At 70.6% G+C, this 24,396-nt stretch carries 25 protein-coding genes and 2 riboswitches; of the genes, 6 read left to right on the top strand and 19 right to left on the bottom strand.

The features are described 5' to 3' along the window. The 5 genes from STRBO_RS0108385 to mnmA all read right to left on the bottom strand — a co-directional run bounded on the left by STRBO_RS0108385 (position 1) and on the right by mnmA (position 4,823). Positions 1 to 1,011: a methionine synthase gene (locus STRBO_RS0108385; protein ID WP_005480007.1), complete on the bottom strand. Its 1,011-nt coding sequence runs from the start codon at positions 1,009 to 1,011 to the stop codon at positions 1 to 3. A 260-nt stretch (positions 1,012 to 1,271) separates the two neighbouring features. Beyond that, entirely contained in the window at positions 1,272 to 1,961 is a 690-nt protein-coding gene (locus tag STRBO_RS0108380; RefSeq protein ID WP_078531445.1) for an SDR family oxidoreductase, read from the bottom strand. Between the two features lie 42 nt (positions 1,962 to 2,003). Beyond that, positions 2,004 to 2,543, bottom strand: coding sequence for an LOG family protein (locus tag STRBO_RS0108375; RefSeq protein ID WP_005480011.1), 540 nt, complete (start codon positions 2,541 to 2,543; stop codon positions 2,004 to 2,006). A 9-nt stretch (positions 2,544 to 2,552) separates the two neighbouring features. Further along, complete coding sequence (locus STRBO_RS0108370; protein WP_005480012.1) at positions 2,553 to 3,326, bottom strand: class I SAM-dependent methyltransferase; 774 nt, start codon at positions 3,324 to 3,326, stop codon at positions 2,553 to 2,555. Between the two features lie 366 nt (positions 3,327 to 3,692). Continuing rightward, positions 3,693 to 4,823 (bottom strand): tRNA 2-thiouridine(34) synthase MnmA, encoded by a 1,131-nt coding sequence (gene mnmA / locus STRBO_RS0108365; RefSeq protein WP_005480014.1) that lies wholly within the window; start codon positions 4,821 to 4,823, stop codon positions 3,693 to 3,695. 60 nt (positions 4,824 to 4,883) lie between these two features. Here mnmA and STRBO_RS0108360 point away from each other — a divergent pair, with 60 nt between their 5' ends. After that, positions 4,884 to 5,603, top strand: coding sequence for an N-acetylmuramoyl-L-alanine amidase (locus STRBO_RS0108360; protein ID WP_005480015.1), 720 nt, complete (start codon positions 4,884 to 4,886; stop codon positions 5,601 to 5,603). 165 nt (positions 5,604 to 5,768) lie between these two features. Here STRBO_RS0108360 and STRBO_RS0108355 read toward each other — a convergent pair whose 3' ends face one another. The 3 genes from STRBO_RS0108355 to STRBO_RS43695 form a co-directional block, all read right to left on the bottom strand. Further along, positions 5,769 to 6,938, bottom strand: a complete 1,170-nt coding sequence (locus STRBO_RS0108355) for a cysteine desulfurase family protein (RefSeq protein ID WP_005480016.1) — start codon at positions 6,936 to 6,938, stop codon at positions 5,769 to 5,771. A gap of 80 nt (positions 6,939 to 7,018) precedes the next feature. Next, positions 7,019 to 7,309 carry a hypothetical protein gene (locus STRBO_RS0108350; protein WP_005480017.1) on the bottom strand — a complete coding sequence of 97 codons (291 nt, stop codon included), beginning with the start codon at positions 7,307 to 7,309 and terminating at the stop codon, positions 7,019 to 7,021. An 85-nt stretch (positions 7,310 to 7,394) separates the two neighbouring features. Continuing rightward, positions 7,395 to 7,559: a hypothetical protein gene (locus tag STRBO_RS43695; protein ID WP_005480018.1), complete on the bottom strand. Its 165-nt coding sequence runs from the start codon at positions 7,557 to 7,559 to the stop codon at positions 7,395 to 7,397. Between the two features lie 148 nt (positions 7,560 to 7,707). Between STRBO_RS43695 and STRBO_RS0108340 the strand changes: the two genes are divergently transcribed. After that, a complete protein-coding gene (locus tag STRBO_RS0108340; protein ID WP_005480019.1) occupies positions 7,708 to 8,334 on the top strand; it encodes a TetR family transcriptional regulator in 627 nt (208 codons plus the stop codon). A gap of 141 nt (positions 8,335 to 8,475) precedes the next feature. On the opposite strand, the gene STRBO_RS0108335 is transcribed toward STRBO_RS0108340, so the two are convergent. The 10 genes from STRBO_RS0108335 to STRBO_RS0108290 all read right to left on the bottom strand — a co-directional run bounded on the left by STRBO_RS0108335 (position 8,476) and on the right by STRBO_RS0108290 (position 19,277). Then, positions 8,476 to 9,330 (bottom strand): thioesterase family protein, encoded by an 855-nt coding sequence (locus STRBO_RS0108335; protein WP_005480020.1) that lies wholly within the window; start codon positions 9,328 to 9,330, stop codon positions 8,476 to 8,478. Between the two features lie 84 nt (positions 9,331 to 9,414). Then, positions 9,415 to 10,050, bottom strand: a complete 636-nt coding sequence (locus tag STRBO_RS0108330) for a trimeric intracellular cation channel family protein (protein ID WP_005480022.1) — start codon at positions 10,048 to 10,050, stop codon at positions 9,415 to 9,417. Between the two features lie 63 nt (positions 10,051 to 10,113). Beyond that, on the bottom strand, positions 10,114 to 11,427 hold the full coding sequence (locus tag STRBO_RS0108325; RefSeq protein WP_005480024.1) for an ABC transporter ATP-binding protein: 1,314 nt from the start codon (positions 11,425 to 11,427) through the stop codon (positions 10,114 to 10,116). Continuing rightward, a complete protein-coding gene (locus STRBO_RS0108320) occupies positions 11,424 to 12,518 on the bottom strand; it encodes an ABC transporter ATP-binding protein (protein WP_005480026.1) in 1,095 nt (364 codons plus the stop codon). Before STRBO_RS0108320 ends, STRBO_RS0108325 begins: the two co-directional genes overlap by 4 nt. Then, on the bottom strand, positions 12,515 to 13,522 hold the full coding sequence (locus STRBO_RS0108315) for an ABC transporter permease (RefSeq protein ID WP_005480028.1): 1,008 nt from the start codon (positions 13,520 to 13,522) through the stop codon (positions 12,515 to 12,517). The genes STRBO_RS0108320 and STRBO_RS0108315 overlap by 4 nt, the downstream gene beginning before the upstream one ends. A 69-nt stretch (positions 13,523 to 13,591) precedes the next feature. Further along, positions 13,592 to 15,349: an ABC transporter substrate-binding protein gene (locus STRBO_RS0108310; protein WP_028796542.1), complete on the bottom strand. Its 1,758-nt coding sequence runs from the start codon at positions 15,347 to 15,349 to the stop codon at positions 13,592 to 13,594. A gap of 74 nt (positions 15,350 to 15,423) precedes the next feature. Further along, positions 15,424 to 16,422, bottom strand: a complete 999-nt coding sequence (locus STRBO_RS0108305) for an ABC transporter permease (RefSeq protein WP_005480031.1) — start codon at positions 16,420 to 16,422, stop codon at positions 15,424 to 15,426. Positions 16,423 to 16,751: 329 nt separating this feature from the next. Further along, positions 16,752 to 17,546, bottom strand: coding sequence for an enhanced serine sensitivity protein SseB C-terminal domain-containing protein (locus STRBO_RS0108300; RefSeq protein ID WP_005480035.1), 795 nt, complete (start codon positions 17,544 to 17,546; stop codon positions 16,752 to 16,754). Between the two features lie 197 nt (positions 17,547 to 17,743). Next, positions 17,744 to 18,520: an enhanced serine sensitivity protein SseB gene (locus STRBO_RS0108295; RefSeq protein ID WP_005480038.1), complete on the bottom strand. Its 777-nt coding sequence runs from the start codon at positions 18,518 to 18,520 to the stop codon at positions 17,744 to 17,746. An 88-nt stretch (positions 18,521 to 18,608) separates the two neighbouring features. Further along, a complete protein-coding gene (locus STRBO_RS0108290) occupies positions 18,609 to 19,277 on the bottom strand; it encodes an AAA family ATPase (protein WP_005480040.1) in 669 nt (222 codons plus the stop codon). A gap of 216 nt (positions 19,278 to 19,493) precedes the next feature. Then, a riboswitch (glycine riboswitch) is annotated at positions 19,494 to 19,590 on the top strand. Next, positions 19,591 to 19,713, top strand: a riboswitch (glycine riboswitch). A 35-nt stretch (positions 19,714 to 19,748) separates the two neighbouring features. Here STRBO_RS0108290 and gcvT point away from each other — a divergent pair. The 4 genes from gcvT to STRBO_RS0108270 all read left to right on the top strand — a co-directional run bounded on the left by gcvT (position 19,749) and on the right by STRBO_RS0108270 (position 24,139). Then, positions 19,749 to 20,876 carry a glycine cleavage system aminomethyltransferase GcvT gene (gcvT, locus tag STRBO_RS0108285; protein ID WP_028796541.1) on the top strand — a complete coding sequence of 376 codons (1,128 nt, stop codon included), beginning with the start codon at positions 19,749 to 19,751 and terminating at the stop codon, positions 20,874 to 20,876. Between the two features lie 124 nt (positions 20,877 to 21,000). Beyond that, positions 21,001 to 21,378: a glycine cleavage system protein GcvH gene (gene gcvH, locus STRBO_RS0108280; RefSeq protein WP_005480043.1), complete on the top strand. Its 378-nt coding sequence runs from the start codon at positions 21,001 to 21,003 to the stop codon at positions 21,376 to 21,378. Positions 21,379 to 21,396: 18 nt separating this feature from the next. Next, positions 21,397 to 22,662, top strand: coding sequence for a serine hydroxymethyltransferase (gene glyA / locus STRBO_RS0108275; protein ID WP_005480044.1), 1,266 nt, complete (start codon positions 21,397 to 21,399; stop codon positions 22,660 to 22,662). Positions 22,663 to 22,771: 109 nt separating this feature from the next. Then, positions 22,772 to 24,139 (top strand): L-serine ammonia-lyase, encoded by a 1,368-nt coding sequence (locus STRBO_RS0108270; protein WP_005480045.1) that lies wholly within the window; start codon positions 22,772 to 22,774, stop codon positions 24,137 to 24,139. On the opposite strand, the gene STRBO_RS0108265 is transcribed toward STRBO_RS0108270, so the two are convergent. Then, a complete protein-coding gene (locus STRBO_RS0108265; RefSeq protein ID WP_005480047.1) occupies positions 24,126 to 24,326 on the bottom strand; it encodes a hypothetical protein in 201 nt (66 codons plus the stop codon). The two genes, STRBO_RS0108270 and STRBO_RS0108265, sit on opposite strands and share 14 nt — an antisense overlap. Positions 24,327 to 24,396 lie beyond the last annotated feature (70 nt).

The following is a 24,396-nucleotide window of genomic DNA, read 5'->3' as shown; positions in this document are numbered from 1 at the left end:
TTACTCTGGGTTGTCCGCGAGGGATCTCGCCGCCTTGACGCAATGCGCGAGTGCCGTGCGCGCGTAGGCCGGGGAGACCCCCGCGAGCCCGCACGTCGGAGTGACCGTGACCGCCTCCGCGAGAAGCCCCGGATGCAGCCCCAGCCTGCGCCACAGCGTCCTGACACCCATGACGCTACCGGCAGGGTCCGACAATGCCCCCTCGGTGGTCGGCACGACACCGGCCAGCAGCTTGGTGCCCCCCTCGACCGCTTCCCCGATGGCGTCGTCGTCACGCTCGGTGAGCAGGGTGAAGTCGAAGGAGATCCCGGTGGCACCGGTCCGGCGCAGGAGCGCGAAGGGCACGTCGGGGGCGCACGAGTGCACGATCACCGCGCCCTGTGCGGCGTCGATGACGTTCCGCAGTGTGGCTTCGACGAGTTGGCGGTCGACGGCGCGGTGCGTGCGGTAGCCGCTGGCGCTCTTGACCTGTCCGCGCAGGACGGCGATGAGGGAGGGTTCGTCGAGCTGGAGGACGAGTTGGGCTCGCGGCGCACGTCGGCGGGCCTCGGCGAGGTGCTCGCGCAGGCCCTCGGCGAGCGAGCCGGCGAGGTCACGGCAGGCGCCGGGGTCGGAGAGGGCTGCCTCGCCGTTCCTCAGCTCCAGCGCGGCGGCGAGGGTCCAGGGCCCGACGGCCTGGACCTTCAGGGGGCCCTCGTATCCCTGGGTGAACTCCTCCAGCGCGTCGAGGTCCTCGCGCAGCCACGAACGGGCCCGCTTGGTGTCCCGACCCGGTCGGTCGCCGACGCGCCAGCCGCTGGGCTCGACGCGCGCGTACATCTCGACCAGCATCCCCGCGGTTCTGCCGATCATGTCGGCGCCGGGGCCTCTGGCGGGGAGTTCGGGGAGGTGCGCCATGCCTGTCTCCGGCCACTCGAAGGTGCCGGTGACGGTCTTGGCGGCTTCTCGGGCGTCGCCGCCCGGCATGGACCCCACGCCGGTGGCAGGGCCGAAACTGAAGTCGTCGCTCACGCCCCGAAGCGTACGGCTCCGCCGGGGGTGCGTTGTCGGGTGCGGGTCCGGTGGGGCTTCTCGCGCAGTTCCCCGCGCCCCTGAAAGCCCAGGCCCAGCGGCCCTGAAAGCCACGGCCCTGCCGGCCTGGAAAGCTCGGGGCGCAGCCCCTGCTTTTCAAGGGCGCGGGGAACTGCGCGACCAGCCCCCACTCACCCGCGCCCGCACCCGCACCCGCACCCGCACCCGCACCCGACAACGCACCCCGTCCGGCAGAGCCCTCACGCGCCCGGGCGCACCGTCAGGTCGTTCACCTCCGCGTCGCGGGGCAGGTCCAGCGCCATGAGAATCGTCGTGGCGACCGACTCGGGGGCGATCCAGCGCGCGGGGTCGTACTCCTTGCCCTCCTGCTGGTGCACCTTCGCCTGCATGGGGCTGGCGGTGCGCCCGGGGTACACCGTCGTCACCCGGACCCCGTTGCCATGCTCCTCCCACCGCAGGGAGTCCGCCAACGCCTTGAGCCCGTGCTTGGAGGCGGCGTACGCGGACCAGTCGGCGTGCGCGTTGAGGCCCGCGCCGGAGTTGACGAACAGCACGTGTCCACGGGCGGCCCGGAGTTGGGGCAGGAAGTGGCGGGTCAGTTCGGCGGGGGCGATGAGGTTGACGTTGAGCTGGTGGCGCCAGGTCTTGGGGGTCAGCTCGCCGACCGGGCCGAGGTCGACCACGCCCGCGATGTGCAGCAGCGAGTCCACGCGGTCCGGCAGGCTCTGATGGGAGAAGGCCCAGGAGATCTTGTCCGGGTCCGCCAGATCGCCGACCAGCGTCCTCGCCCCGGGGAACTCCGCGGCCAGTTCCTTCGCCCGTCCCGCGTCGCGCGCGTGCAGCACGAGGTCGTCCCCGCGCTCGTGCAGCTGTCGGGCGACGGCCGCGCCGATGCCGGAACCCGCCCCGGTGATCACATGAGTAGCCATGCGGTCATGCTCGCATCACCGGAGCGGGACGGAGAACGCCCCTCAGGCGACGCCCCGGCTCTCCTCCAGGTACGCCAGCGCCCCCACCGGCTCCTCCGCGAAGAAGACCAGGTCGGTGAGCGGGCGGGGCAGGAACCCCTCGTCCTCCATGCGCCGGAACTGCTCCTTCAGACCGTCGTAGAAGCCCGCGGTGTTGAGGAGGACGACCGGCATCTCGGTGTGACCGTGCTTCTTCAGCTCCAGGATCTCGGTCGCCTCGTCGAGCGTGCCGGTCCCGCCGACCATGACGACGACCGCGTCGGCCTTCTCCAGGAGCAGCCGCTTCCTCTCGGCGAGGTCCCGCGCGACCACCATCTCGTCGGTGTCCGGCCGCGCCTTGGCCGCCAGGAACTCGACCGAGACGCCCAGCAGTCTGCCGCCCGCCTCCCGCACGCCGTCGGCGACCACCTTCATCAGCCCGACGTCCGAGCCGCCCCACACCAGGGTGTGCCCGCCCTTGCCGATCAGCCTGGCGAATTCCTTCGCGGGGTGGGTGTACCGGTCGGCGAGGTCTGCGGCGGAGAGGAAGACACAGATGTTCATGCGTCCACGTTAGGGTGCGGCACCGGCATCCGGTCCCCCGCGCCCGCCGGCTTCCTCCGCCAGGGTCGCGCGGATCTTCGACTGGCGATGGGGCAGGTCCTCCCAGTCGTCCATGAGCCGGGCGGACAGGCCGTACCGCCGGGCGAGTTCGACGAGGGTGTCGGTGCGGTAATAGAAGTCCTCGTGGAGCACCTGGTGTTCGTCGCCCTCGGTGCGGCCGAAGGTGAAGTCGAAGTAGCCGCCGGGGGCGAGGACGCGGCCGACGTGCGCGAGGCACTGCTCTATGACGTGCGGCGGCGAGTGGGAGAACACGCTGTGCGCGTGGACGACGTCGAAGTGACCGGCGGGCAGGAAGGCGAACGTGAGGTCGGCGACGAGCGCCAGGTGGGGCAGTTTGGATTGCAGACCCTCTCGCGCGAGGGTGCGCTGGGCCTCCATGAGGATGGCGGGCGAGATGTCGATCCCGTAGTAGTTCCCGGTGTCCAGGTGGTCGATGAACAGCCGCCCGGCCCGCAGGTTCCCGCAGCCGATCTCCAGCATCCGGTGCCGGGGCTCCAGGCCGTGCCGCAGGAGGTAGTCGAACTGCATCCGGCCGATGCGTTCCCACTTCTCGACGGACGGGTTGTGCCCGACGGCGGCCTCGGGACTGCGTGCCGTGTCGGCGGCCATGACGGCACGGTAGTAGGCGATGTGGTCGCGGTGTTTCAGCCGCAGCCAGGTGTCCCGCGCCACCCGGTGGGCGTGCGCGGGCACGCGCCGGGGGTGGCGCAGGGCGTACCTCATCCGGTGGCTGAGACTCCGGCGGTTCCTCGCCGGGGCGCGGAACGGGTCACGGGACGGGTCACGGGACGGGTCACGGGACGGGTCACGGGACGGATCCATCGCCGCGTCGCGTGACGGATCCCGAGGCCCGTCCCGTGAAGCGTCCCGGCCCGCGTCCCGTGGCGGATCCGGATCGCGCGACGGGTCCGGGGACGGGCCCCGGGACGGGTTTCCCGCCTGCCCTGCCGGATCTGTGGCTGTCATGGCGACCTCCTACGTCCCCCTGCGGCCCGCCCGGGCCTCCTGGAAGAGCTCGAAGCTCACCAAGCAGCCTGCGCCGCGCGCACGAGGACGGCTACCCGGGGAGGGACGATCGTGGCCGCGGTGCTACGCGGCACCCGCCCGCGCGCGCGTGGTGGAGGCGATCGTCGCCGACCCCACGACGCGCGTGCCGTCGTACAGCACGATCGCCTGTCCGGGGGCGACACCGCGGACGGGCTCCGTGAAGGAGACCTCCAGGGTGCCGTCGACCAGCTCCGCGCGGACCTCCGTCTCGCCGCCGTGGGCGCGCAGCTGGGCCGTGTAGGTGCCGGGGCCCGTGGGGGCCGCGCCGCACCAGCGGGGCCTGATCGCGGTGAGGGCCTCGACGTCGAGGGCGGCGGCCGGGCCGACCGTCACCGTGTTGTCGACCGGGGAGATGTCGAGGACGTAGCGCGGCTTGCCGTCAGCGGCCGGGGTGCCGATGCGCAGCCCCTTGCGCTGGCCGATGGTGTAGCCGTACGCGCCCTCGTGGGTGCCGAGGACGGTGCCGGACTCGTCGACGATGTCGCCCTCGGCCTTGCCCAGCCTGTTCGCCAGGAAGCCCTGGGTGTCGCCGTCGGCGATGAAGCAGATGTCGTGGGAGTCGGGCTTCTTCGCGACGGCGAGGCCCCTGCGCTCGGCCTCGGCGCGGATCTCGTCCTTCGTCGTCACGGTGTCGCCGAGCGGGAACATCGCGTGGGCGAGCTGCCTGTCGTCGAGCACGCCGAGGACGTACGACTGGTCCTTGGCCATGTCGGAGGCGCGGTGCAGCTCCCGGGTGCCGTCCTCGCGCACGAGCACCTGGGCGTAGTGGCCGGTGCAGACGGCGTCGAAGCCCAGGGCGAGGGCCTTGTCGAGCAGGGCCGCGAACTTGATCTTCTCGTTGCAGCGCAGACAGGGGTTCGGGGTGCGTCCGGCCTCGTACTCGGCGACGAAGTCCTCGACGACGTCCTCGCGGAAGCGCTCGGCGAGGTCCCACACGTAGAAGGGAATGCCGATGACGTCGGCGGCGCGGCGGGCGTCCCGGGAGTCCTCGATCGTGCAGCAGCCGCGCGCCCCGGTCCGGAACGACTGCGGGTTGGCGGACAGCGCCAGATGGACGCCCGTCACGTCGTGCCCGGCTTCCGCCGCGCGGGCGGCGGCCACGGCGGAGTCGACCCCGCCGGACATGGCGGCGAGGACACGGAGGGGGTGGGAGCGCTGCGAGATCTCAGTCATAACCCTTCAAGGGTACGGGTCGCCGGGAACCGGAGCCCGCGAGTATCCGTTGACGATCTCGTGGGAACGAGACGGGCTTCGAAGAGCGGTTCCGGGACCGGCGGCGCGAGCGCCGCCGGCGGCGGGGACACGGGCCGGCGCGTCGGACGCCGGGCGCTGATCATCGGCACGGCCGTGGCCGCCGTCGGTACGGCCGTCGTGGCCAAGGACGAGCTGAAGCGCGCGTGGTGGCGGGTGCCCGGTGTCAGGAAGCCGCGCAAGGAGGGCGAGGTCGACTACACGGGCGCGAAGTGGGTCTCGGCGTCGGACGCGAACTGGCGGATGGCGGACCGGCCGGACGACTTCGGCATAGACATGGTGATCATCCATGTCACCCAGGGCAGTTTCGCCAGCGCCGTGAAGGTCTTCCAGGACCCGGAGCACGGCGCGGCCGCGCACTACATCGTCCGCAAGGACGGCCACGTCACCCAGATGATCCGCGAGCTGGACGTGGCCTACCACGCGGGCAACCGCGACTACAACGAGCGCAGTGTCGGCATCGAGCACGAGGGCTTCGTGGAGAAGCCCGAGGACTTCACCACCGAGATGTACGAGGCCTCGGCGCGGCTCACGGCCCGTGTCTGCGCGCGGTACGACATCCCCGTGGACCGCGAGCACATCCTCGGCCACGTCGAGGTGCCGGGGACGGACCACACCGACCCCGGCGAGGGCTGGGACTGGGACCGCTACATGAAGCTGGTCCGGGCGGCGGCGGCCGCACAGTCGTCGACGTCCGCCTGACCCGGGGGCACCGGGCCGCACCCGACAGGGGCCACGGGGGGCGAGTGGGCCGGGACAGCGGCAGCACGAGGACGAGGGCATGACGGCCGGCCTCATGGTGATGGAGAGCTGGGCCCGGGAAGAGCTGGGCCCGGGGAGAGCTGGGCCCGGACCGGGCGCGCCCGCTCAGCTCAGGCCCGCGGTGCGGGCGCGTTCCACCACCGGACCGATGGCCTTGGCGACCGCCTCGACGTCCGCCTCCGTGGAGGTGTGGCCGAGGGAGAAGCGGAGGGTGCCGCGGGCCAGGTCGGGGTCGGTGCCGGTGGCGAGGAGGACATGGCTCGGCTGGGCGACGCCTGCGGTGCAGGCGGAGCCGGTGGAGCACTCGATGCCCTGGGCGTCGAGCAGCAGGAGCAGGGAGTCGCCCTCGCATCCGGGGAAGGTGAAGTGCGCGTTGGCCGGGAGGCGGCCCCCCGGGGCCGGGTCGCCGCCCAGGATCGCGTCCGGCACCGCCGCACGGACCGCGTCGACCAGGGCGTCGCGCAGGACGCCGATCTCGCGGGCGAACCACTCGTGCTGCTCGGCGGCGAGCCGGCCGGCGACAGCGAAGGAGGCGATGGCCGGGACGTCGAGCGTGCCGGAGCGGACGTGGCGCTCCTGGCCGCCGCCGTGCAGGACGGGTACGGGGCTGTACTCGCGGCCCAGCAGCAGCGCGCCGATGCCGTACGGGCCGCCGATCTTGTGGCCGGAGACGGTCATGGCGGCGAGGCCGGAGGCGTCGAAGTCGACCGGAATCTGACCGAAGGCCTGGACCGCGTCGGCGTGCAACGGGACGCCGAACTCCTGTGCCACGTCGGCGAGTTCACGGACCGGCAGGATCGTCCCGATCTCGTTGTTGGCCCACATGACGGTGGCGAGGGCGACGTCGTCGGGGTTGCGGGCGACGGCCTCGCGCAGGGCGTCCGGGTGGACCCTGCCGTAGGTGTCGACCGGGAGGTACTCGACGGTGGCGCCCTCGTGTTCGCCGAGCCAGTGGACGGCGTCGAGGACCGCGTGGTGCTCGACGGGGCTGGCCAGGACACGGGTGCGGGCCGGGTCGGCGGCGCGGCGGGACCAGTACAGGCCCTTCACGGCGAGGTTGTCGGCCTCGGTGCCGCCGGAGGTGAGGACCACCTCGCTCGGGCGGGCTCCGAGGGCTTCGGCGAGGGTCTCACGGGCCTCCTCGACGGTGCGCCGCGCTCGGCGGCCGGAGGCGTGCAGCGAGGAGGCGTTGCCGGTGACGCTCAGCTGGGCGGTCAGGGCCTCTGCCGCCTCGGGGAGCATCGGGGTGGTCGCCGCGTGGTCGAGGTAAGCCATGGTGAGCCGATTCTACGGGGCTCCGTGCGGGTGCCCTCGGGGCGTCTCGGATCATGGCCGACAAGGCACTCGGCCGCGCCTCAGAAGCTCCAGGACACCGTGTCCGTGCTCTGCATCAGCGCGGCCAGGACCACGAGGTCGGCGACACCCAGCCCCAGGCCCAGGAAGGCGCGGCCCCGTCGGGTCGTGCCGCGCCTCAGGGCGACGGCCGCCAGGACGATGGCGATGGGGCCGAGGAAGAGGTTGAGGACCAGCAGGCCCAACAGGCCCAGCACGAAGGAGGCGACGGCCATGCCGTCGGCGTCCCGGCCCCGGGTACGGGTACGGGTGGTGGTCGATCCGGTCTGCGGTCGCGCGGCGGTGAGTTGCATGGTCGGTCTGCTCCCTACGGCTCTCGGGGACGGTCGCGAGTGATGCGTGGCCGTCCGGTGGCGACGGTCGAGCGATGGCGAACGGTCAGTCGGTGGCGCGGTCGCGGCGGGCGTGGCGCTCGCGGTACGCGAACACCGCCAGCCACAGGGCGATGCCGGCGGCCAGGGCGGACGAGACGGCCATCGGCACATGGGCGACGGTGCCGAGGACGACACCCAGCAGCAGTAGTGCGGCGACCAGGAACAACATGGCGGATCCGCCTCTCGTTTCGGTTCGTCGGTCCGGACGTTTCGGTGACACCCAGGTGAACGGTTGTGGTTACAACTGTTCACTGACTACCAAGTCTAGCGCGTCGCCCGGCTTTGCATTTACGGAGAACAGTTGTTGACTGCATGGCATGAGTCACACGCTCGGCATCCGGCAGGTCCAGAAGCAGAGGACCCGGCAGGCGCTCATGGACGCCGCGCTCGGTCTGCTGGAGGAACAGAGCCTCAGCAGCCTCGGACTGCGCGAGGTCACCCGGGCCGTGGGCGTCGCACCCACCGCGTTCTACCGGCACTTCCGCTCGACCGCGGACCTCGGTGTCGCGCTGGTCGAGGAGGTGCTCGGCAGTCTGCACCCTGTGCTCGGTGACCTGATGTCGGCGGTGGGCGACAGCGACGAACTCATCGAGAGGGCCGTCGATCTGATCGCCCGCCATGTGGACGCGTACCCCGCACACGTCAGATTCATCGCGCGCGAACGGCACAGCGGGGTCCAGCCGGTGCGGGACGCCATCCAGGGGCAACTGGCCCGGTTCGCCGAAGAGGTACGGACCGAGCTGGCCAAGCGGCCGGAGACCGAGGGGTGGACCGACGACGACCGGCTGATGCTCGCGGGCCTGTACGTCGATCAGATGCTGGTGACCGCCTCGCTGTTCCTGGCGGCCCGGGACCAGCCGGAGGAGGAGCGCGCCCGGGTGACCCGGCTGGCGAGCCGCCGTATGCGGCTGATCAGCATCGGCTGTCGCCACTGGCTGGACTGATTCTCCACGGCAGGCGGACAGAGGGGCGCGCCCCTCTGTCCGCCTGCTGTCTGTCACCTGCCCCGGGACGCCGACGCCGGGACCGACGCCTCCCGGCTCGGCCGACCACCGCGTCCAGGCCGCGGCACGGGTCTCGGTCCGTCAGTCCGTCAGCCTGGCGCGCGCCAGTTGACGGGACTGCGCGACCAGCCGGTCCGCGCTGTCCCAGACCTCGGCATCCTCCTCCAGGAAGCCGCCGGCGAGGTTGCGGGTGGAGATGGCGACGCGGAGCGGGCCCGGCGCCGGGCGGCACCGGACGTGGACGGTCAGTTCGACCGTCGGGACCCAGCCCTTGAGCCCCATCTCGAACGCGGTCGGCGGCAGCGCGTCCACCGCGAGGAGCAGGGAGAACGGGTCGGGATCACGGCCGTCGGCGAGCCCGAACCACGACCGCATCTCCCCCTTGCCGGAGGGCGCGCCGAGCGCCCAGCCGAGGGTCGCGGGGTCCAGCTTCAGGAACAGCCGATCGGCGATCGCGGAGCCGCCGGGGACGGGACCGGGCGCGTCCTGCGGGCCGAAGCACTCCTCGATCGGCGGGATCGCGGGCGGCTTCGCCGTCGTACGGACGTCGTCCGGGAGGGCGTCCAGGTCGCCGTAGGAGGCGAGGACGCGGATCCGCTCGACCTCGCGGCCCTCGGGGTCGTACTGGAAGAGGGAGGCCTGGCCGGTCGACAGGGTCCGGCCGGTGCGTACGACGTCCGTGCGGACGACCGCCGGTCCCGGTTGGGAGGCGGTCAGGTAGTGCGCGGAGATCGTGAACGGGTCGCCGTGCGGCAGTGCCTCGGCGAGGGCGCGGCCGAGGACGGCGAGGAGATAGCCGCCGTTGACGGCGCCGATGATCGTCCAGCCGGCGGAGAGGTCGACGTCGTAGACGCCGGGCGACCGCCGGGTGACCGCGGTGTCCCGGTCGAACTCGCTGTCGCCGATGGTGGCCTGTACGGAAGCTGCTTCGGGCATGGATGAACCGTACAACAGGCGATTACTAAGCGGTAGCTTTATGCCTCGGCCCCGCAGCCCCTCAGACCCTCAGCCCACAGAACCTCACGCCTCCTCGACGGCCGCCGACCGCCGGTTCCACGCGCGCGGGGCCCGCCAGTGGTACCGCATCGCCAGCAGTCGCAGCACGAAGGCCGTGATCGCGGCGAGGGCCGAGGTGAAGGGGTTCAGGGCGTCCAGGCTGATGCACAGGACGACCATCCCGGCGCCGACCATCGCGGGGACGGCGTACAGGTCCCGGTCCCAGCGCAGCAGCGAGGGCACCTCGTTGGCGAGGACGTCCCTCAGCACACCGCCGCCGACCGCGGTGGCGAGGCCGAGGACCACGGAGGCGGTGAGCCCGAGTCCGTACGCGTGCGCCTTCGTCGTGCCCGCGACGCAGAACAGGCCGAGGCCGGCCGCGTCGAAGACGTTGACCCCGGACTGGATGCGCTCCACGTGCGGGTGGAGGAAGAAGACGAGGAGGGCGGCGAGCAGCGGGGTGAAGAAGTAGCCGAGATCGGTGAAGGCGGCCGGCGGTACGGCGCCGATGACCAGGTCCCGGAACAGCCCGCCGCCGAGAGCGGTCACCTCGGCGAGGACGGCGATGCCGAACACGTCGAAGTTCTTGCGGACGGCCAGCAGGGCGCCGGAGATCGCGAAGACGAAGATGCCGATCAGATCGAGCGGATAGGGAGACACCCCTATATTGTGACGCAACGACGAGCCCCCGCCTTACATTGCAAGGCGGGGGCTCGATTTCACTTACTTGTCGTCGGATTCCTTGGCGGCTTCCGGTTCCTTGGCGGCTTCCGGTGTCTCGGCGGCTTCCGGTTCCTTGGCGACCTTGGTCTCCGCAGGCGGTTGCGTCGCGACCGGCGGCTCGGGATCGCCGGACGTCTCCGACACCGCGGGAACCTCCGGCTCCGCGGGAACCTCCGACACCGCGGGCGCCTCCGTCTTCTTCACCGCGTCCGGTACCAGCTCGGCCGCCTCCTTCGCGGCCGTCAACAGGACCACGTCCTGGGGCTGCTGGTCCTCGAAGTTCTCGGGGTGGTGACAGGCGACCCGCTGCCCCGGCTTCAGCTCGGCCAGCGGCGGCTCGGTGGTCGTGCAGACCTGCGTGGCCTTCCAGCACCGGGTGTGGAAGCGGCAGCCGCTCGGCGGCGCGATCGGCGAGGGCACGTCGCCCTTGAGCAGGATGCGCTCGCTCTTGGCGCTGCGGCGCGCCGGGTCCGGGATGGGCACGGCCGAGAGCAGCGCCTTGGTGTACGGGTGCATCGGCGCCGCGTACAGGGAGTCCCGGTCGGCCAGCTCCACGATCTTGCCGAGGTACATCACGGCGATGCGGTCGGAGACGTGACGGACGACGGAGAGGTCGTGCGCGATGATCACGTACGTCAGGCCGAGCTCGTCCTGCAGGTCGTCCATGAGGTTGACGACCTGCGCCTGGATGGACACGTCGAGCGCGGAGACCGGCTCGTCCGCGACGACCATCCGGGGCTTGAGGGCGAGCGCGCGGGCGATGCCGATGCGCTGGCGCTGGCCGCCGGAGAATTCGTGCGGGTAGCGATTGTAGTGCTCGGGGCTCAGGCCCACCAGCTCCAGGAGACGCTGGACCTCCTTCTTCACCCCGCCCTCGGGCGCGACGCCCTGGAGCTTGAACGGCGCCGAGACGATGGTGCCGATGGTGTGGCGGGGGTTCAGCGAGCCGTACGGGTCCTGGAAGATCATCTGGATGTCGCGGCGCAGCGGACGCATCCCGGCCGTCTTGAGGTGCGTGATGTCCGTGCCGTCGAACTCGACCTTGCCGCCGGACGGTTCCAGCAGGCGGGTGATGAGCCGGCCCATGGTCGACTTGCCGCAGCCGGACTCCCCGACCACGCCCAGGGTCTCGCCCCGGCGCACCTCGAAGTCGATGCCGTCGACGGCCTTGACCGCCCCGACCTGCCGCTGGAGCAGGCCCTTCTTGATGGGGAAGTGCTTGACCAGGCCCTCGACCCTGAGCAGCGGTTTCTCGTCGGCGTCGGCATCGGTGCGCGGGGCCGGCACGGCGGCCCGGGTCTCAGTCTCGCTCACAGCTTCGGCGCAATCTCTTCGGTCCAGATCCGCGTACGGTCCTCCTGCGACAGGTGGCAGGCGGTGAAGTGCCGGCCGCCGACCTCGCGCAACTCGGGGCGCTCGGTGCGGGTGATGTTGTCCTTGGGGAGGTCCGCGTACGGGCAGCGCGGGTTGAAGGCGCAGCCCGAGGGGACGTTGATGAGGCTCGGCGGCTGGCCCTTGACCGGGATGAGCCGGTCGGTCTGGGCGCGGTCGATGCGCGGCATCGAGCCGAGCAGGCCCCAGGTGTAGGGGTGCTGCGGTCCGTAGAAGATGTCGTCGACCGGGCCGCGCTCCACGCAGCGGCCGCCGTACATCACGAGGATGTCGTCGGCGATCTCGGCGACCACGCCGAGATCGTGCGTGATGATGATGACCGCGGAGCCGAACTCCTTCTGCAGGTCGCGGATGAGGTCCAGGATCTGCGCCTGGACGGTGACGTCCAGGGCGGTCGTGGGCTCGTCGGCGATCAGCAGTTCGGGGTTGTTGACCAGGGCCATGGCGATCATGGCGCGCTGGCGCATACCGCCGGAGAACTCGTGCGGGTAGCCGTCGACCCGCTTGTGGGGCTCCGGGATGCCGACGCGGTCGAGGAGTTCGATGGCGCGCTTGCGCGCGACCTTCTTGCTGACGTCGTGGTGGACCCGGTACGCCTCGACGATCTGGCTGCCGACCCTGTAGTACGGGTGCATCGCGGACAGCGGGTCCTGGAAGATCATCGCCATGTCGCGGCCGCGCAGCCGGCGCACCTCGTCGGGGCTCGCCCCGACGAGTTCCTTGCCGTCGAGCCAGATCTCGCCGGACATCTGCACGTTCTTGCCGCGCGCGCCGAGCCGGTGCAGGCCCATGATCGCCAGCGAGGTCACCGACTTGCCGGAGCCGGACTCGCCCACGATGCCGAGGGTCTTGCCCTTCTCCAGCTGGAAGGAGAGGCCGTCGACGGACTTGACCAGGCCGTCGTCGGTGGGGAAGTGCACCTTGAGGTCGCGCACTTCGAGGAACGCCGTGGGGGCGTCCCCGGCACGTGCGGGCTCGCCCACGGCGGCCCCGGTCTTGGACAGTTCGGTCACGAGAGCCTCACCCGCGGGTCGATCGTGGCGTACAGCAGGTCCACCACAAGGTTCATGAAGACGACGAAGAACGCCGCGAGCAGGGTCACCCCGAGGATCGGGGGCAGGTCGTTGGCGCTGATCGACTGGACCGCGTACTCGCCGATGCCGTGCAGGGAGAACACGGTCTCGGTGATGAGGGCGCCGCCGAGGAGCAGACCGACGTCCATGCCGAAGACCGTCACCAGCGGGGTCAGCGCGGCGCGCAGACCGTGCTTGACGACCACCTTGCCCTCGCGCAGACCCTTGGCCCGCGCGGTGCGGATGTAGTCCTCGTTCATCGTCTCCAGCATGCCCGAGCGGGTGAGCCGGGCGTAGATGGCCGAATAGAGGAGCGCGAGCGAGCACCACGGCAGGAAGAGGGTGTTGGCCCACTGCGAGGGGTTCTCGGTGAAGGGGACGTACGTCCGGCCGAAGATCTCCAGCTGGTAGCTGAACAGCAGCAGGGCGAGCTGGCCGGTGAAGAACATCGGCAGGGAGACGCCCGCGAGCGCCACGCCCATGGCGGCCCGGTCGAAGAACGAGCCGGGCTTCAGGGCCGAGATGACACCGGCCGTGATACCGCCCAGCAGCCACAGCACCGCGGCGCCGGAGGCGAGCGAGATGGTCACCGGCAGCCGGCTGGTGAGCTGCGGCCAGACCTCCAGGTGGTCCTTGAAGGAGTAGCCGAAGCAGGGGGCGTCACAGCGGACCGTGGTGGGCCCCAGGTCGTACGTGGCACCGGAGACAATGCCCTTGATGAAGTTCCAGTACTGCTCGTAGACCGGCTGGTCCAGGCCGAGGTTCCGCTTGACCGCCGCGATGTCCGCGGGCGAGGGGTTCTTGCCGATGTACTGCTGTGCCAGCTGGTCGGCGGTCTGCCCGGCGAGTTTCGGCAGGATGAAGAAGATGCCGAAGGTGACCGCGGTGACGACGAGCAGCAGGATCACCGCCGCGATCGTCCGGCGGATGATGTACGAGATCACGAGGACCGGCGCCGGCGCCCGCGGGTGTGCTCACCCGCGGGCGCCAATGCCTTCACCTGCCTTCCGGGGCTACTTCTTTTCCTTGACACCGATGTTGAGGTAGTCGTACTGACCGCTGAAGGCCGAGGACGACACCAGGTTGGTGGCGTACGGCGAGCGGTACAGCAGGACCTTGAAGTAGGTCAGGGGCACGATGGCGGCCTGCTCCATGACCTTCTTGTCGACCTCGGTGTACGCGGCGGTGCGGGCGGCCTCGTCCGTGTTGCCGATCGCGTCGTCCAGCAGCTTGTTGATCGCCGGGTCGTCCAGCTCGGAGAGGTTGGTGTTACCGGACTCGCCGATGGCCTTGCCGTGCACGATCTGCTGCAGGAAGCCGTAGCCGGTCGGCCAGTCGGCACCCCACTGCATCATGATGAGGCCGATGTTGTTCTTCTTGTTGAACTTCGGCACGCCCGCGTAGTCGGAGAAGTACTTGCCCGACGGGTACTGCTTGATGTCGGCCTCGATGCCGACCTTCTTCAGCGCCTCGACGATCGCGGTGGCCGCGTCGACCTCGCCCTGACGGTCGGTGCGGGCGGAGATGGAGGTCTTGAAGCCGCCCTCCTTGCCGCAGGCCTTCAGGCTCTCCTTGGCCTTGGCGACGTCACCCTTGTTGTCCGGGGTGGCGTACGTGTCGGCCTTCTCGTAGCCCGAGACGTCGGTGGGCAGGACGGTGGAGGCGATGTCACCGCGGATCGGGCCGCCCATGGCGGTCTGCACGGCGGTCTTGTCGATCGCGTACTGCACGGCCTTGCGGCACTCGACGTTGTCGAACGGCGCCACCTTGGTGTTGATCGCCGTGTAGACGAGACGGCCGCCGAGCGCGTTGTCCGTGTTGGCCAGCTGGTCCTTGTCCTTGAGGACCTGGGCCTGGGTCTGGGCGTCGACACCGGTGCCCTGGATGTCGATCATGGTGTCGCCGGACATGACGTCCTTGTCGATGGTGGCCTTGTTGACCTTCAGGTTCACCACGATCTTTTCCGGGTACTGCTTGCGCAGCGGGTCCGTCTTGGCGTCCCACTCCGGGTTGCGCACCAGGACTATCTGCTTGCCCTCGTCGTACTTCTGGAACTTGTACGAGCCGGTGGAGACGACCTTCTTGGTGTAGTCGACACCGGTGTCCTTGGCCTTCGGCACCGGGGCCGTCTGCGGCATGCTCGCCAGGTAGTCGAAGTCGGCGAAGGGCTTGTTGAGCTTGAAGACGATGGTGTTGTCGTCCGGCGTCTCCAGGGACGAGATGCCCGCCTCGTTCTTGTCCTTGTACGGGCCCTTGTACTTGTCCCCGCCGTCAAGCAGCTGCTGGAAGTAGTTGGGGCCCGAGGAGAGCACGTCACGCGCGAAGTTCGAGCGCTCGACCGCGTACTTGACGTCCTTCGAGGTGACGACGGTGCCGTCCTCGAATTTGACGCCCTGGCGGATCTTGTACGTCCAGGTCTTGCCGCCGTCGCTGGGCGTGCCCGCGCTCTCGGCGAGGTCCGGGACCAGCTCGTTGCCCTTCTCACCCGGGCCGGGCTTGAAGGTCATCAGCGGACGCGCGTAGAGGCGGCTGAAGTTGAAGCCGTACGCGTAGTACATGTTGCCCGGGTCGAGGGACTCGGGGGCGTCGGAGCTGGCGTAGGTGACCGTGCCGCCCTTCGCCGTGGACTCGTTCACGACACCCTTGGTCGCGGCGTTGGCGCCGGCTCCCTTGGGGGCGTCATCCGTGCCGTCGTCCGCCTTGCTGCAGGCGGACAGAAGCAGGCCGGCGCTGCTCACAACCGCGACAGCGGCCATTGCTGACCTTCGCATGATGGTCGGTTTCCCCTTCGTAGTTGGACAGTTGAGTGGGACTTAGGGCCACAACCGGGCCGCGGTCGCAGACGTCAGCGGCTGCGGGGGTCGAGGGCGTCCCGGAGGCCGTCACCGAGGAGGTTGAAGGCCAGCACCGTGATGAAGATCGCGAGGCCGGGAACGATCATGTACTGCGGGTCGACCTCGAAGAAGTCGACAGCCTGGTTGAGCATGCCGCCCCAGGAGGCCTGCGGCGGCTGGATCCCGACACCGAGGAAGCTGAGCGACGCCTCGAAGATGATGTTCGTCGGGATGAGCAGGGTCGAGTAGACGATGATCGGCGCGACGAGGTTGGGCAGCAGTTCCTTGAACAGGACGTACGGGCCGCCTGCGCCCATCCCGCGCGAGGCGTCGATGAACTCCCTCTCGCGCAGCGCCAGGGTCTGACCGCGCACGATGCGCCCCATGTACGGCCAGTTGAAGAAACCGATGACGAAGATCAGCACCGAGATGTGCAGCGGCAGTCCTTCGAGACCGAAGGCGCCGCCCTGCAGCGTCGCGGAGATGGCGATCGCGAAGAGCAGCAGGGGGAACGCCAGGAAGGTGTCCATCAGCCGGCTCACGACCGTGTCGACCCGGCCGCCGTAGTAGCCGGCGACCAGGCCCAGCACCACGCCGATGGCGTTCGACAGGATCGTCGCGCCGAAGGCCACGACCAGGGAGACCCAGGAGCCCTCCAGGATGCGGGCGAGGATGTCGCGGCCGAACTTCGGCTCGACACCGAGCGGGTGGTCCCAGCTCATCCCGCCGAAATCGCCCTGGGGGAGCGAGGTGTTGGGATCGATCAGGTCCTGGTTGAACGCGTTGGGGTCGAGCCCCAGCAGCGACTGCAGCGGCCGGGAGAGGACCGCGATCAGGATCAGCAGGACGACGATGAGACCGCCGGCGACCGCCACCTTGTCGCGCTTGAAGCGGGTCCAGGCGATCTGGCCGAGCGAACGGCCCTCGATCTTCTTGGCCTCGACGCCTTCCAGCACGGCTTCGGGCTGTGCCTCGGCCTGCGATCCGGTCGTCTCAATGGGTGCGGTCATCGTCCCTCGTGCTTGCCCGTGCCGGTGGTTGCCGACTGTGCCTGGCGGCCGCCCGGGTCTGCGGTGCGGTCCGTCACCACTGCTCTTTCGTCTGCTCTGTGACTACTGCTGGGTACGAGGGAGAGGTACGGCATCGAACTTCACCGCGTGAACAGCGCGTTCGCCGGATCCCCCCATCGCTCTGGGGGAGTCTTCAACGGCCGCGCGATCAGGCACCAGACCCGACGGCGAATGTATGCGCAACCGTGATGTGGCCAGCGGGGTTCCGCTATCCGGACGTGACGCTCTGTTGAGCGGTGGGTGCGGTGGAGAGTCGTGGGCGCGGCGGTTCAGTACCGGCTCGGATAGCCGTAGCCGCCCGCCGCCGGGGCCTGTGCCGGGGCCGCGTGGGCCTCGCGGTCGTAGAACGGGCGGGCGCCGGCGCGCAGCCACATGGCGACCGGGTCGTACTCGTCGGACATCGCGACGGTGGAGACGGGCAGACCGTCCGGGACGGCGCCGATGGACTGCTGCATCATCGCGCGCACCGAGTCGACGGCCGGCGGCGAGGTGTCGTACACGTCGAGGCCGATGGCCAGGTACGGCGCGCCGAGCGCGGGCTGCACCCAGGCGCGGCGCAGCGAGCGCACGGCGGGCGTGCGGTGCGCGTTCTGGGTCAGCAGGCCGTAGAACTGGGGGATCTCGATGGCCGGCTCGGACAGCCGGAGCGGGCCGGCGGGCTGCCGCTCCAGGCCCGTGGCGATCCGGCGCAGGTCGAGCCAGGGGATGCCGACGCCGCCGCCCGGGGCGTGCGGGTTCAGCCAGAGGCCGTAGTGGTCGGGGTAGAGGGTGCGGGCCACGTCGAGGCCGTCGACCACCTCGTAACTGCGGTTCCAGCCACTGGCGGAGAGCTCCTGGGCGGAGGTCACGCACGGGGCGTAGTTGAACCCTTCGACCTCCATGTTCCCGTACTGCGCGTCCGGGGAGCCGCCCTGGCCGTGCCAGAGCAGCATCCAGATCTGGCCGGAGGACGGGGTGGCGAGGGCACGCAGCAGCGCCTCGTAGGCGTCGTAACGCCCGGGCGTCACCTGCCGCAGCATGTGCTCGACCTGCCCGGTGGCGATGCGGCTGCCGCTCGCGCTCACGTTGGCCGCCCTTCGATGTGGACCGTGATGGGTGGTGGACCCTGGTGGTGGGAAACAGCTTAGGTGGTGTGCGGGTTGAGCCGGTCAGGGCTCGGGGGTTGTCGTGCGTCACGGAGGGCGGGCGCGTCGTGGCTGGTCGCGCCCACGCGGCGGAGCCGCGTGATGTCACTGCCCCGCGCCCCTTCGAGAAGCACTGATCAGTAGCCCTGTTGGTAGAACGGCCGTACCTTCTCGCGGAGCCAGTCCCCCACCGGGTCCTGGGCGACGTCCAGGAAGACCATGTTGACCGGCCAGGGAACCGGCGTCCTGGCCAGGGCCCTGCCGAGGGCGGCCAGGGGGAGGCCGCGGTCGGCCTCCCAGGAAGCCAGTTCGACGCCGATGAACATGACGGGGGCGGCGGTCTCGATGGTGGCGAGGCAGCGGCGGGCGGAGAGGACCACCCCGGTCGCGGCGAACTCGGCGGAGGCGGCCGCGAGGAAGTCCACGGGGTCGTCCTGCCAGTCCGGTTCGAAGAGACGGACGCGGGCACCGTTCGCCGTGCCGTCCAGCGGGGTCCGTCCGGCCCGGCACAGCTCGGCCACGGCGGGCGGCGGCAAGGGCATGCCCACGACGCCGTCCGGGTTCAGGGCGAGGCCGATCTGCGGAGGCAGACCGCGCGCGAACTCGACGGCCGGGGCGATCGTGAACGACATGTGGTGGCCGACGACCTGGCGGAACTGCTCCTCGGAGGTGAAGACCGGCACGTACGCCTGGCCGTCGAACTCCATCGTGGGCAGATCGAGCTGACCGCTCTGCGGGCCGCCGCCCTCCGGCAGCGGCACCCAGACGAAGCTGCGGGCCAGCACCTCCACGATCCGCGCCCCGGCCTGGGGCACGCCGAGCGACGCGGACAGCACCTCCTCCAGCTCGTTGCCGGGCCACCCGCCGTGCCCGTGGGGATGCGCCTGTGCCGGAAAGTCCGCCGGGAAGTCCATCTGCTGCCTACCGCTTTGCTCCGTGATGCTGTTGTCCCTGCACCTTAATTGCTTCCGGGCCGGGGGCGCGCCCCTCCGGGGCGCCCCGCTACCCCACGAAGTCGATCCGCTTCAGGACGTCCGCCGCCGCCCGGTCGAGGAGCACCGCCGCCCCGCACCCCTGCGGCAGCCGTCCCTCCTCGACCCCCCGCAGCAGTCTGGTCATGGCACCCCGGTGCCGCGCGAACGCGTACCGCGACACCCCTCGCCCCCGCTCCCGCTGCCCGTCCCGCGCCTCGCCGGGTGTCACGTCGAGCAGCAGCAGATGCAGGGTGCCGCCCCGCCTCCTGGCCTCCCGGGCGAGCCAGCTTCGTACCCATGCCTGCGCCCCGCAGTCGTGCACGACGACGCCCTCCCCCGAGCGCAGGGCGCGCCGCAGCCCCGCGTAGTGGGCGAGGCGCACGAAGGGCCGGTAGGCCGCGTACGGCAGGTGGCGGGCGAAGCGCGCGTCGAACCGGTCGCGGGTGTCCTGGGAGTCGATCCGCACGCCCGGCACGCTCCGCCGCATCAGTGTCGACTTGCCGCTGCCGGGGAGCCCGGTCACCACCACCAGGTCCTGCGGGCCGAAGGACAGTCCGTGCGGGCTGCGCCCGGCACGCTCCCTGAGGTCGCGGACGACCGCCCTCGGGAACGGGCCGCACGCCTCACCGGCCGGTACGACGGGCTGCTTGGGCATGGCGATGCCCGAAGTGGTCGCGTACGCCGTGGTCCTGTTCACCGTGATCGTCCTCCCCAGGGGTATGGAGACCCATCCCCACAGATTGTAAAGAAAAGGTAATGCCCGATCCCTCCTGGTTCGGTCCTCGTCCTGCCACAAGAGTGCTACGAACCACTGTGTCCGCTTCCCCTCGTCGTCCCCTACCTGTGAAAGGTCCCCCTGCCGCGCCGCGTCGATGCGTGCAATGATGTGCGCGCCAACTGCATACCGGCCGCTTGAATCCGCGCGGGAGAGCTCCCAGCAGTCTCGCTGGGGCGCCGAAGGAGCAAGTCCCTCCCTTGAATCTCTCAGGCCCAGATACCGCGCGGGCGAGGCACATCTGAAAAGCGGGCCGCGCCTCTTCCGTAGGGGCCGGCTCCACCCAAGGTGCAAACCACGACCACCGGTACGCGCGGTCGCGGTGAACCTCTCAGGTTCCGATGACAGAAGGGGAGGATCGCCCTCGCCTGTCATGCCCTGGGAGCAGAACCGATGAGCAGTAGCCCCACCGCTGGATCGCGCCGTACCGCGCTCGATGCCCTGCATCGTGCCCTCGGTGCGACGATGACCGACTTCGCAGGCTGGGACATGCCCCTGCGCTACGGCTCCGAGCGCGACGAGCACCTCGCCGTCCGCACGAAGGCCGGTCTCTTCGACCTCTCCCACATGGGCGAGATCACCGTCTCCGGTCCCGGCGCCGCCGCGCTGCTCGACCACGCGCTGGTCGGCAACATCGGCGGTGTGAAGCCCGGCCGCGCCCGCTACACCATGATCTGCCGCGAGGACGGCGGCATCCTCGACGACCTGATCGTCTACCGGCTCGCGGACACGGAGTACCTCGTCGTCGCGAACGCCTCCAACGCCCAGGTGGTGCTGGACGCGCTCGTCGAGCGTGCCGCCGGGTTCGACGCCGAGGTGCGGGACGACCGGGACGCGTACGCGCTGCTCGCCGTCCAGGGGCCCGAGTCGCCCGGCATCCTGGCGGCCCTCACCGACGCCGACCTCGACGGTCTGAAGTACTACGCGGGCCTTCCGGGCACGGTCGCCGGGGTCCCCGCGCTGATCGCGCGCACCGGCTACACCGGCGAGGACGGCTTCGAGCTGTTCGTGAAGCCGGAGCACGCCGTCGAGCTGTGGCAGGCGCTGACCAAGGCGGGCGAGGGCGTCGGTCTCGTGCCCTGCGGGCTGTCCTGCCGGGACACGCTCCGCCTGGAGGCGGGCATGCCGCTGTACGGGCACGAGCTGTCCACCGCGTTGACGCCGTTCGACGCCGGGCTCGGGCGGGTCGTGAAGTTCGAGAAGGACGGCGACTTCGTCGGGCGCACGGCGCTGGCGGCAGCCGCCGAGCGTGCCGCCTCGGCCCCGCCGCGCGTCCTCGTGGGCCTGGTCGCCGAGGGCCGCCGGGTGCCGCGCGCCGGCTACCAGGTCGTCGCCGACGGCCAGGTGATCGGCGAGGTCACCTCCGGAGCGCCCTCCCCGACGCTGGGCAGGCCGATCGCCATGGCGTACGTCGACGCCACGCACTCCGCGCCGGGCACCGCCGGTGTGGGCGTGGACATCCGGGGCAGCCACGAGCCGTACGAGGTCGTGGCGCTGCCCTTCTACAAGCGGCAGAAGTGACACCTTCGTAGCGTTCGCCCGTAGTCGTACCGAGCGTGACCCTCGGCACATCCGCGCTGCTCAACAGCGGTTTCAGCCGTCCCCCCTTCATCACCACTCCCCCGCGTACAGGAGAATTCAGGCCATGAGCAACCCCCAGCAGCTGCGTTACAGCAAGGAGCACGAGTGGCTGTCGGTCGCCGAGGACGGCGTCTCGACGGTCGGCATCACGGAGTTCGCGGCGAACGCGCTCGGCGATGTCGTCTACGCCCAGCTTCCCGACGTGGGCTCCACGGTGGCCGCGGGCGAGACCTGCGGCGAACTGGAGTCCACCAAGTCGGTGAGCGACCTGTACTCGCCGGTGTCCGGTGAGATCACCGAGATCAACGAGGACGTCGTCAACGACCCGTCGCTGGTGAACACCGCCCCGTTCGAGGGCGGCTGGCTGTTCAAGGTACGTGTCGCGCAGGAGCCGGACGACCTGCTCTCCGCCGACGAGTACGCCGCCCACACCGCCGGCTGAGAAGACGAGGTCGTACGCATGTCGCTGCTGAACACTCCCCTGCACGAGCTGGACCCCGAGGTCGCCGCCGCCGTCGACGCCGAGCTGCACCGCCAGCAGTCCACCCTGGAGATGATCGCCTCCGAGAACTTCGCCCCCCTCGCCGTCATGCAGGCCCAGGGCACCGTCCTCACCAACAAATACGCCGAGGGCTACCCCGGCCGCCGCTACTACGGCGGCTGCGAACACGTCGACGTCACCGAACAGATCGCCATCGACCGCCTCAAGGACCTCTTCGGCGCCGAGTACGCCAACGTCCAGCCCCACTCCGGCGCCTCCGCCAACCAGGCCGCCCTCTTCGCCCTCGCCCAGCCCGGCGACACCATCCTCGGCCTCGACCTCGCCCACGGCGGCCACCTCACCCACGGCATGCGCCTGAACTTCTCCGGCAAACAGTTCGACGTCGTCGCCTACCACGTCGACGACGCCGGAGTCGTCGACATGGCCGAAGTCGAACGCCTCGCCAAGGAACACCGCCCGAAGGTCATCATCGCCGGCTGGTCCGCCTACCCCCGGCAGCTCGACTTCGCCGCCTTCCGCCGCATCGCCGACGAGACCGGCGCATACCTGTGGGTCGACATGGCCCACTTCGCCGGACTGGTGGCGGCCGGGCTGCACCCCAACCCGGTCCCGTACGCGGACGTGGTCACCTCCACCACCCACAAGACCCTCGGCGGCCCCCGCGGCGGCATCATCCTCGCCCGCGGCAAGGAGTTCGCCAAGAAGCTCAACTCCTCCGTCTTCCCCGGCTTCCAGGGCGGCCCGCTGGAGCACGTCATCGCGGCCAAGGCCGTCTCCTTCAAGGTCGCCGCCGGCGAGGAGTTCAAGGAGCGCCAGCGGCGCACGGTCCAGGGCGCGAAGATCCTCGCCGAGCGGCTGACCGCCCCCGACGCCCGCGAAGCCGGCATCGACGTGCTGTCCGGCGGCACCGACGTCCACCTGATCCTGGTCGACCTGCGCAACTCCGCACTCGACGGGCAGCAGGCCGAGGACCGCCTCCACCAGGTCGGCATCACCGTCAACCGCAACGCCGTCCCCAACGACCCCCGCCCCCCGATGGTCACCTCCGGCCTGCGCATCGGCACCCCCGCCCTCGCCACCCGCGGCTTCACCGCCGAGGACTTCACCGAGGTCGCCGACGTCATCGCCCAGGCCCTCAAGCCCGACCCCGACACCGACACACTCAAGGCCCGGGTCAAGGCCCTCGCCGACAAGCACCCGCTCTACCCGACGCTCGGGAAGTAACCCGGGCTTCATCGCCGTACACCCCGCTTTTCCGGGGCACCGCGCACACTGGGGAGTGAGCGCGGTGCCCCACTCCCCGCACCACCCTCCCCCGTTCTGAGGAGTCACCGTGGCCATCTCGGTCTTCGACCTGTTCTCGATCGGCATCGGCCCGTCCAGCTCCCACACGGTCGGCCCGATGCGAGCCGCCCGGATGTTCGCACGCCGACTGCGCAACGAGGAGCTGCTCGCGAACGTGGCCTCGGTCCGCGTCGAGCTGTACGGCTCGCTGGGCGCGACCGGCCACGGCCACGGCACCCCCAAGGCCGTGCTCCTGGGGCTGGAGGGCGCCTCGCCGCGCAGCGTGGACGTGGAGTCGGCCGACGACCGCGTGGAGGCGATCAGGACCTCGGGCCGCATCCGTCTCCTCGACGACCACGAGATCCCCTTCTCCTTCGACAAGGACCTGGTCCTGCACCGCCGCAAGGCGCTGCCCTACCACGCCAACGGCATGACCATCTGGGCCCATGACGCGGCGGGCACGGAAGTGCTGTCGAAGACGTACTACTCCGTCGGCGGCGGCTTCGTCGTCGACGAGGACGCGGTCGGCGCGGACCGCATCAAGCTCGACGACACCCCCCTCAAGTACCCCTTCCGCACGGGCGACGAGCTGCTCCGGGTGGCGAAGGAGACGGGCCTGTCGATCTCCGCGCTGATGCTGGAGAACGAGCGGGCCTGGCGCACCGAGGACGAGATCCGCTCCGGGCTCCTGGACATCTGGGGTGTGATGCAGGCATGCGTCTCGCGCGGGATGTCCCGCGAGGGCATCCTGCCCGGCGGTCTGCGCGTACGGCGTCGCGCGTCCATGTCGGCCCGTCAACTCCGGGCGGAGGGCGATCCGCTGGCCCGCTCCATGGAGTGGATCACGCTCTACGCGATGGCGGTGAACGAGGAGAACGCGGCCGGCGGCCGGGTGGTCACGGCCCCGACGAACGGCGCGGCCGGCATCATCCCCGCCGTCCTGCACTACTACATCAACTTCGTGCCGGGCGCGGACGAGGACGGGGTCGTCCGGTTCCTGCTGGCCGCCGGCGCCATCGGCATGCTCTTCAAGGAGAACGCCTCCATCTCCGGCGCCGAGGTCGGCTGCCAGGGCGAGGTCGGTTCCGCCTGCTCCATGGCGGCCGGAGCGCTGGCCGAGGTGCTGGGCGGCTCCCCCGAGCAGGTCGAGAACGCGGCCGAGATCGGCATGGAACACAACCTCGGCCTCACCTGCGACCCCGTCGGCGGCCTCGTCCAGATCCCCTGCATCGAGCGCAACGGCATGGCCGCGGTGAAGGCGGTCACCGCCGCCCGCATGGCCATGCGCGGCGACGGCACCCACAAGGTGTCCCTCGACAAGGTCATCAAGACCATGAAGGAGACCGGCGCCGACATGTCCGTCAAGTACAAGGAGACGGCCCGGGGCGGGCTGGCGGTGAACATCATCGAGTGCTGAGCGGGTCCTTCGGCGGGACGGCCCGCTGGTTCGCGCGCAGGACGGGATCGAGCAGGTCCGTCATGTGGCCGGGGTGCTCGTCGTCGGCTCCGTGGGCGGTGGTCGCGGCGGGGTCGACGTCGCCGCCCCGGTACAGGACCGGGGACTCGGCGTCGGCGGGGGCGAAGCGGCCCGCGCCGGCCGGCATCCGCAGCGCGGTGTGGGTGCCGGTCTCCTCGCCGTGGTAGTCGTAACGATAGGCCTCCGGCGCGTCATCC

The organism is Streptomyces bottropensis ATCC 25435, from assembly GCF_000383595.1.
GTDB lineage: Bacteria > Actinomycetota > Actinomycetes > Streptomycetales > Streptomycetaceae > Streptomyces > Streptomyces bottropensis.
The sequence above is the reverse complement of the archived record's forward strand: the minus strand, read 5'-3'. Positions and strand labels throughout refer to the sequence as shown.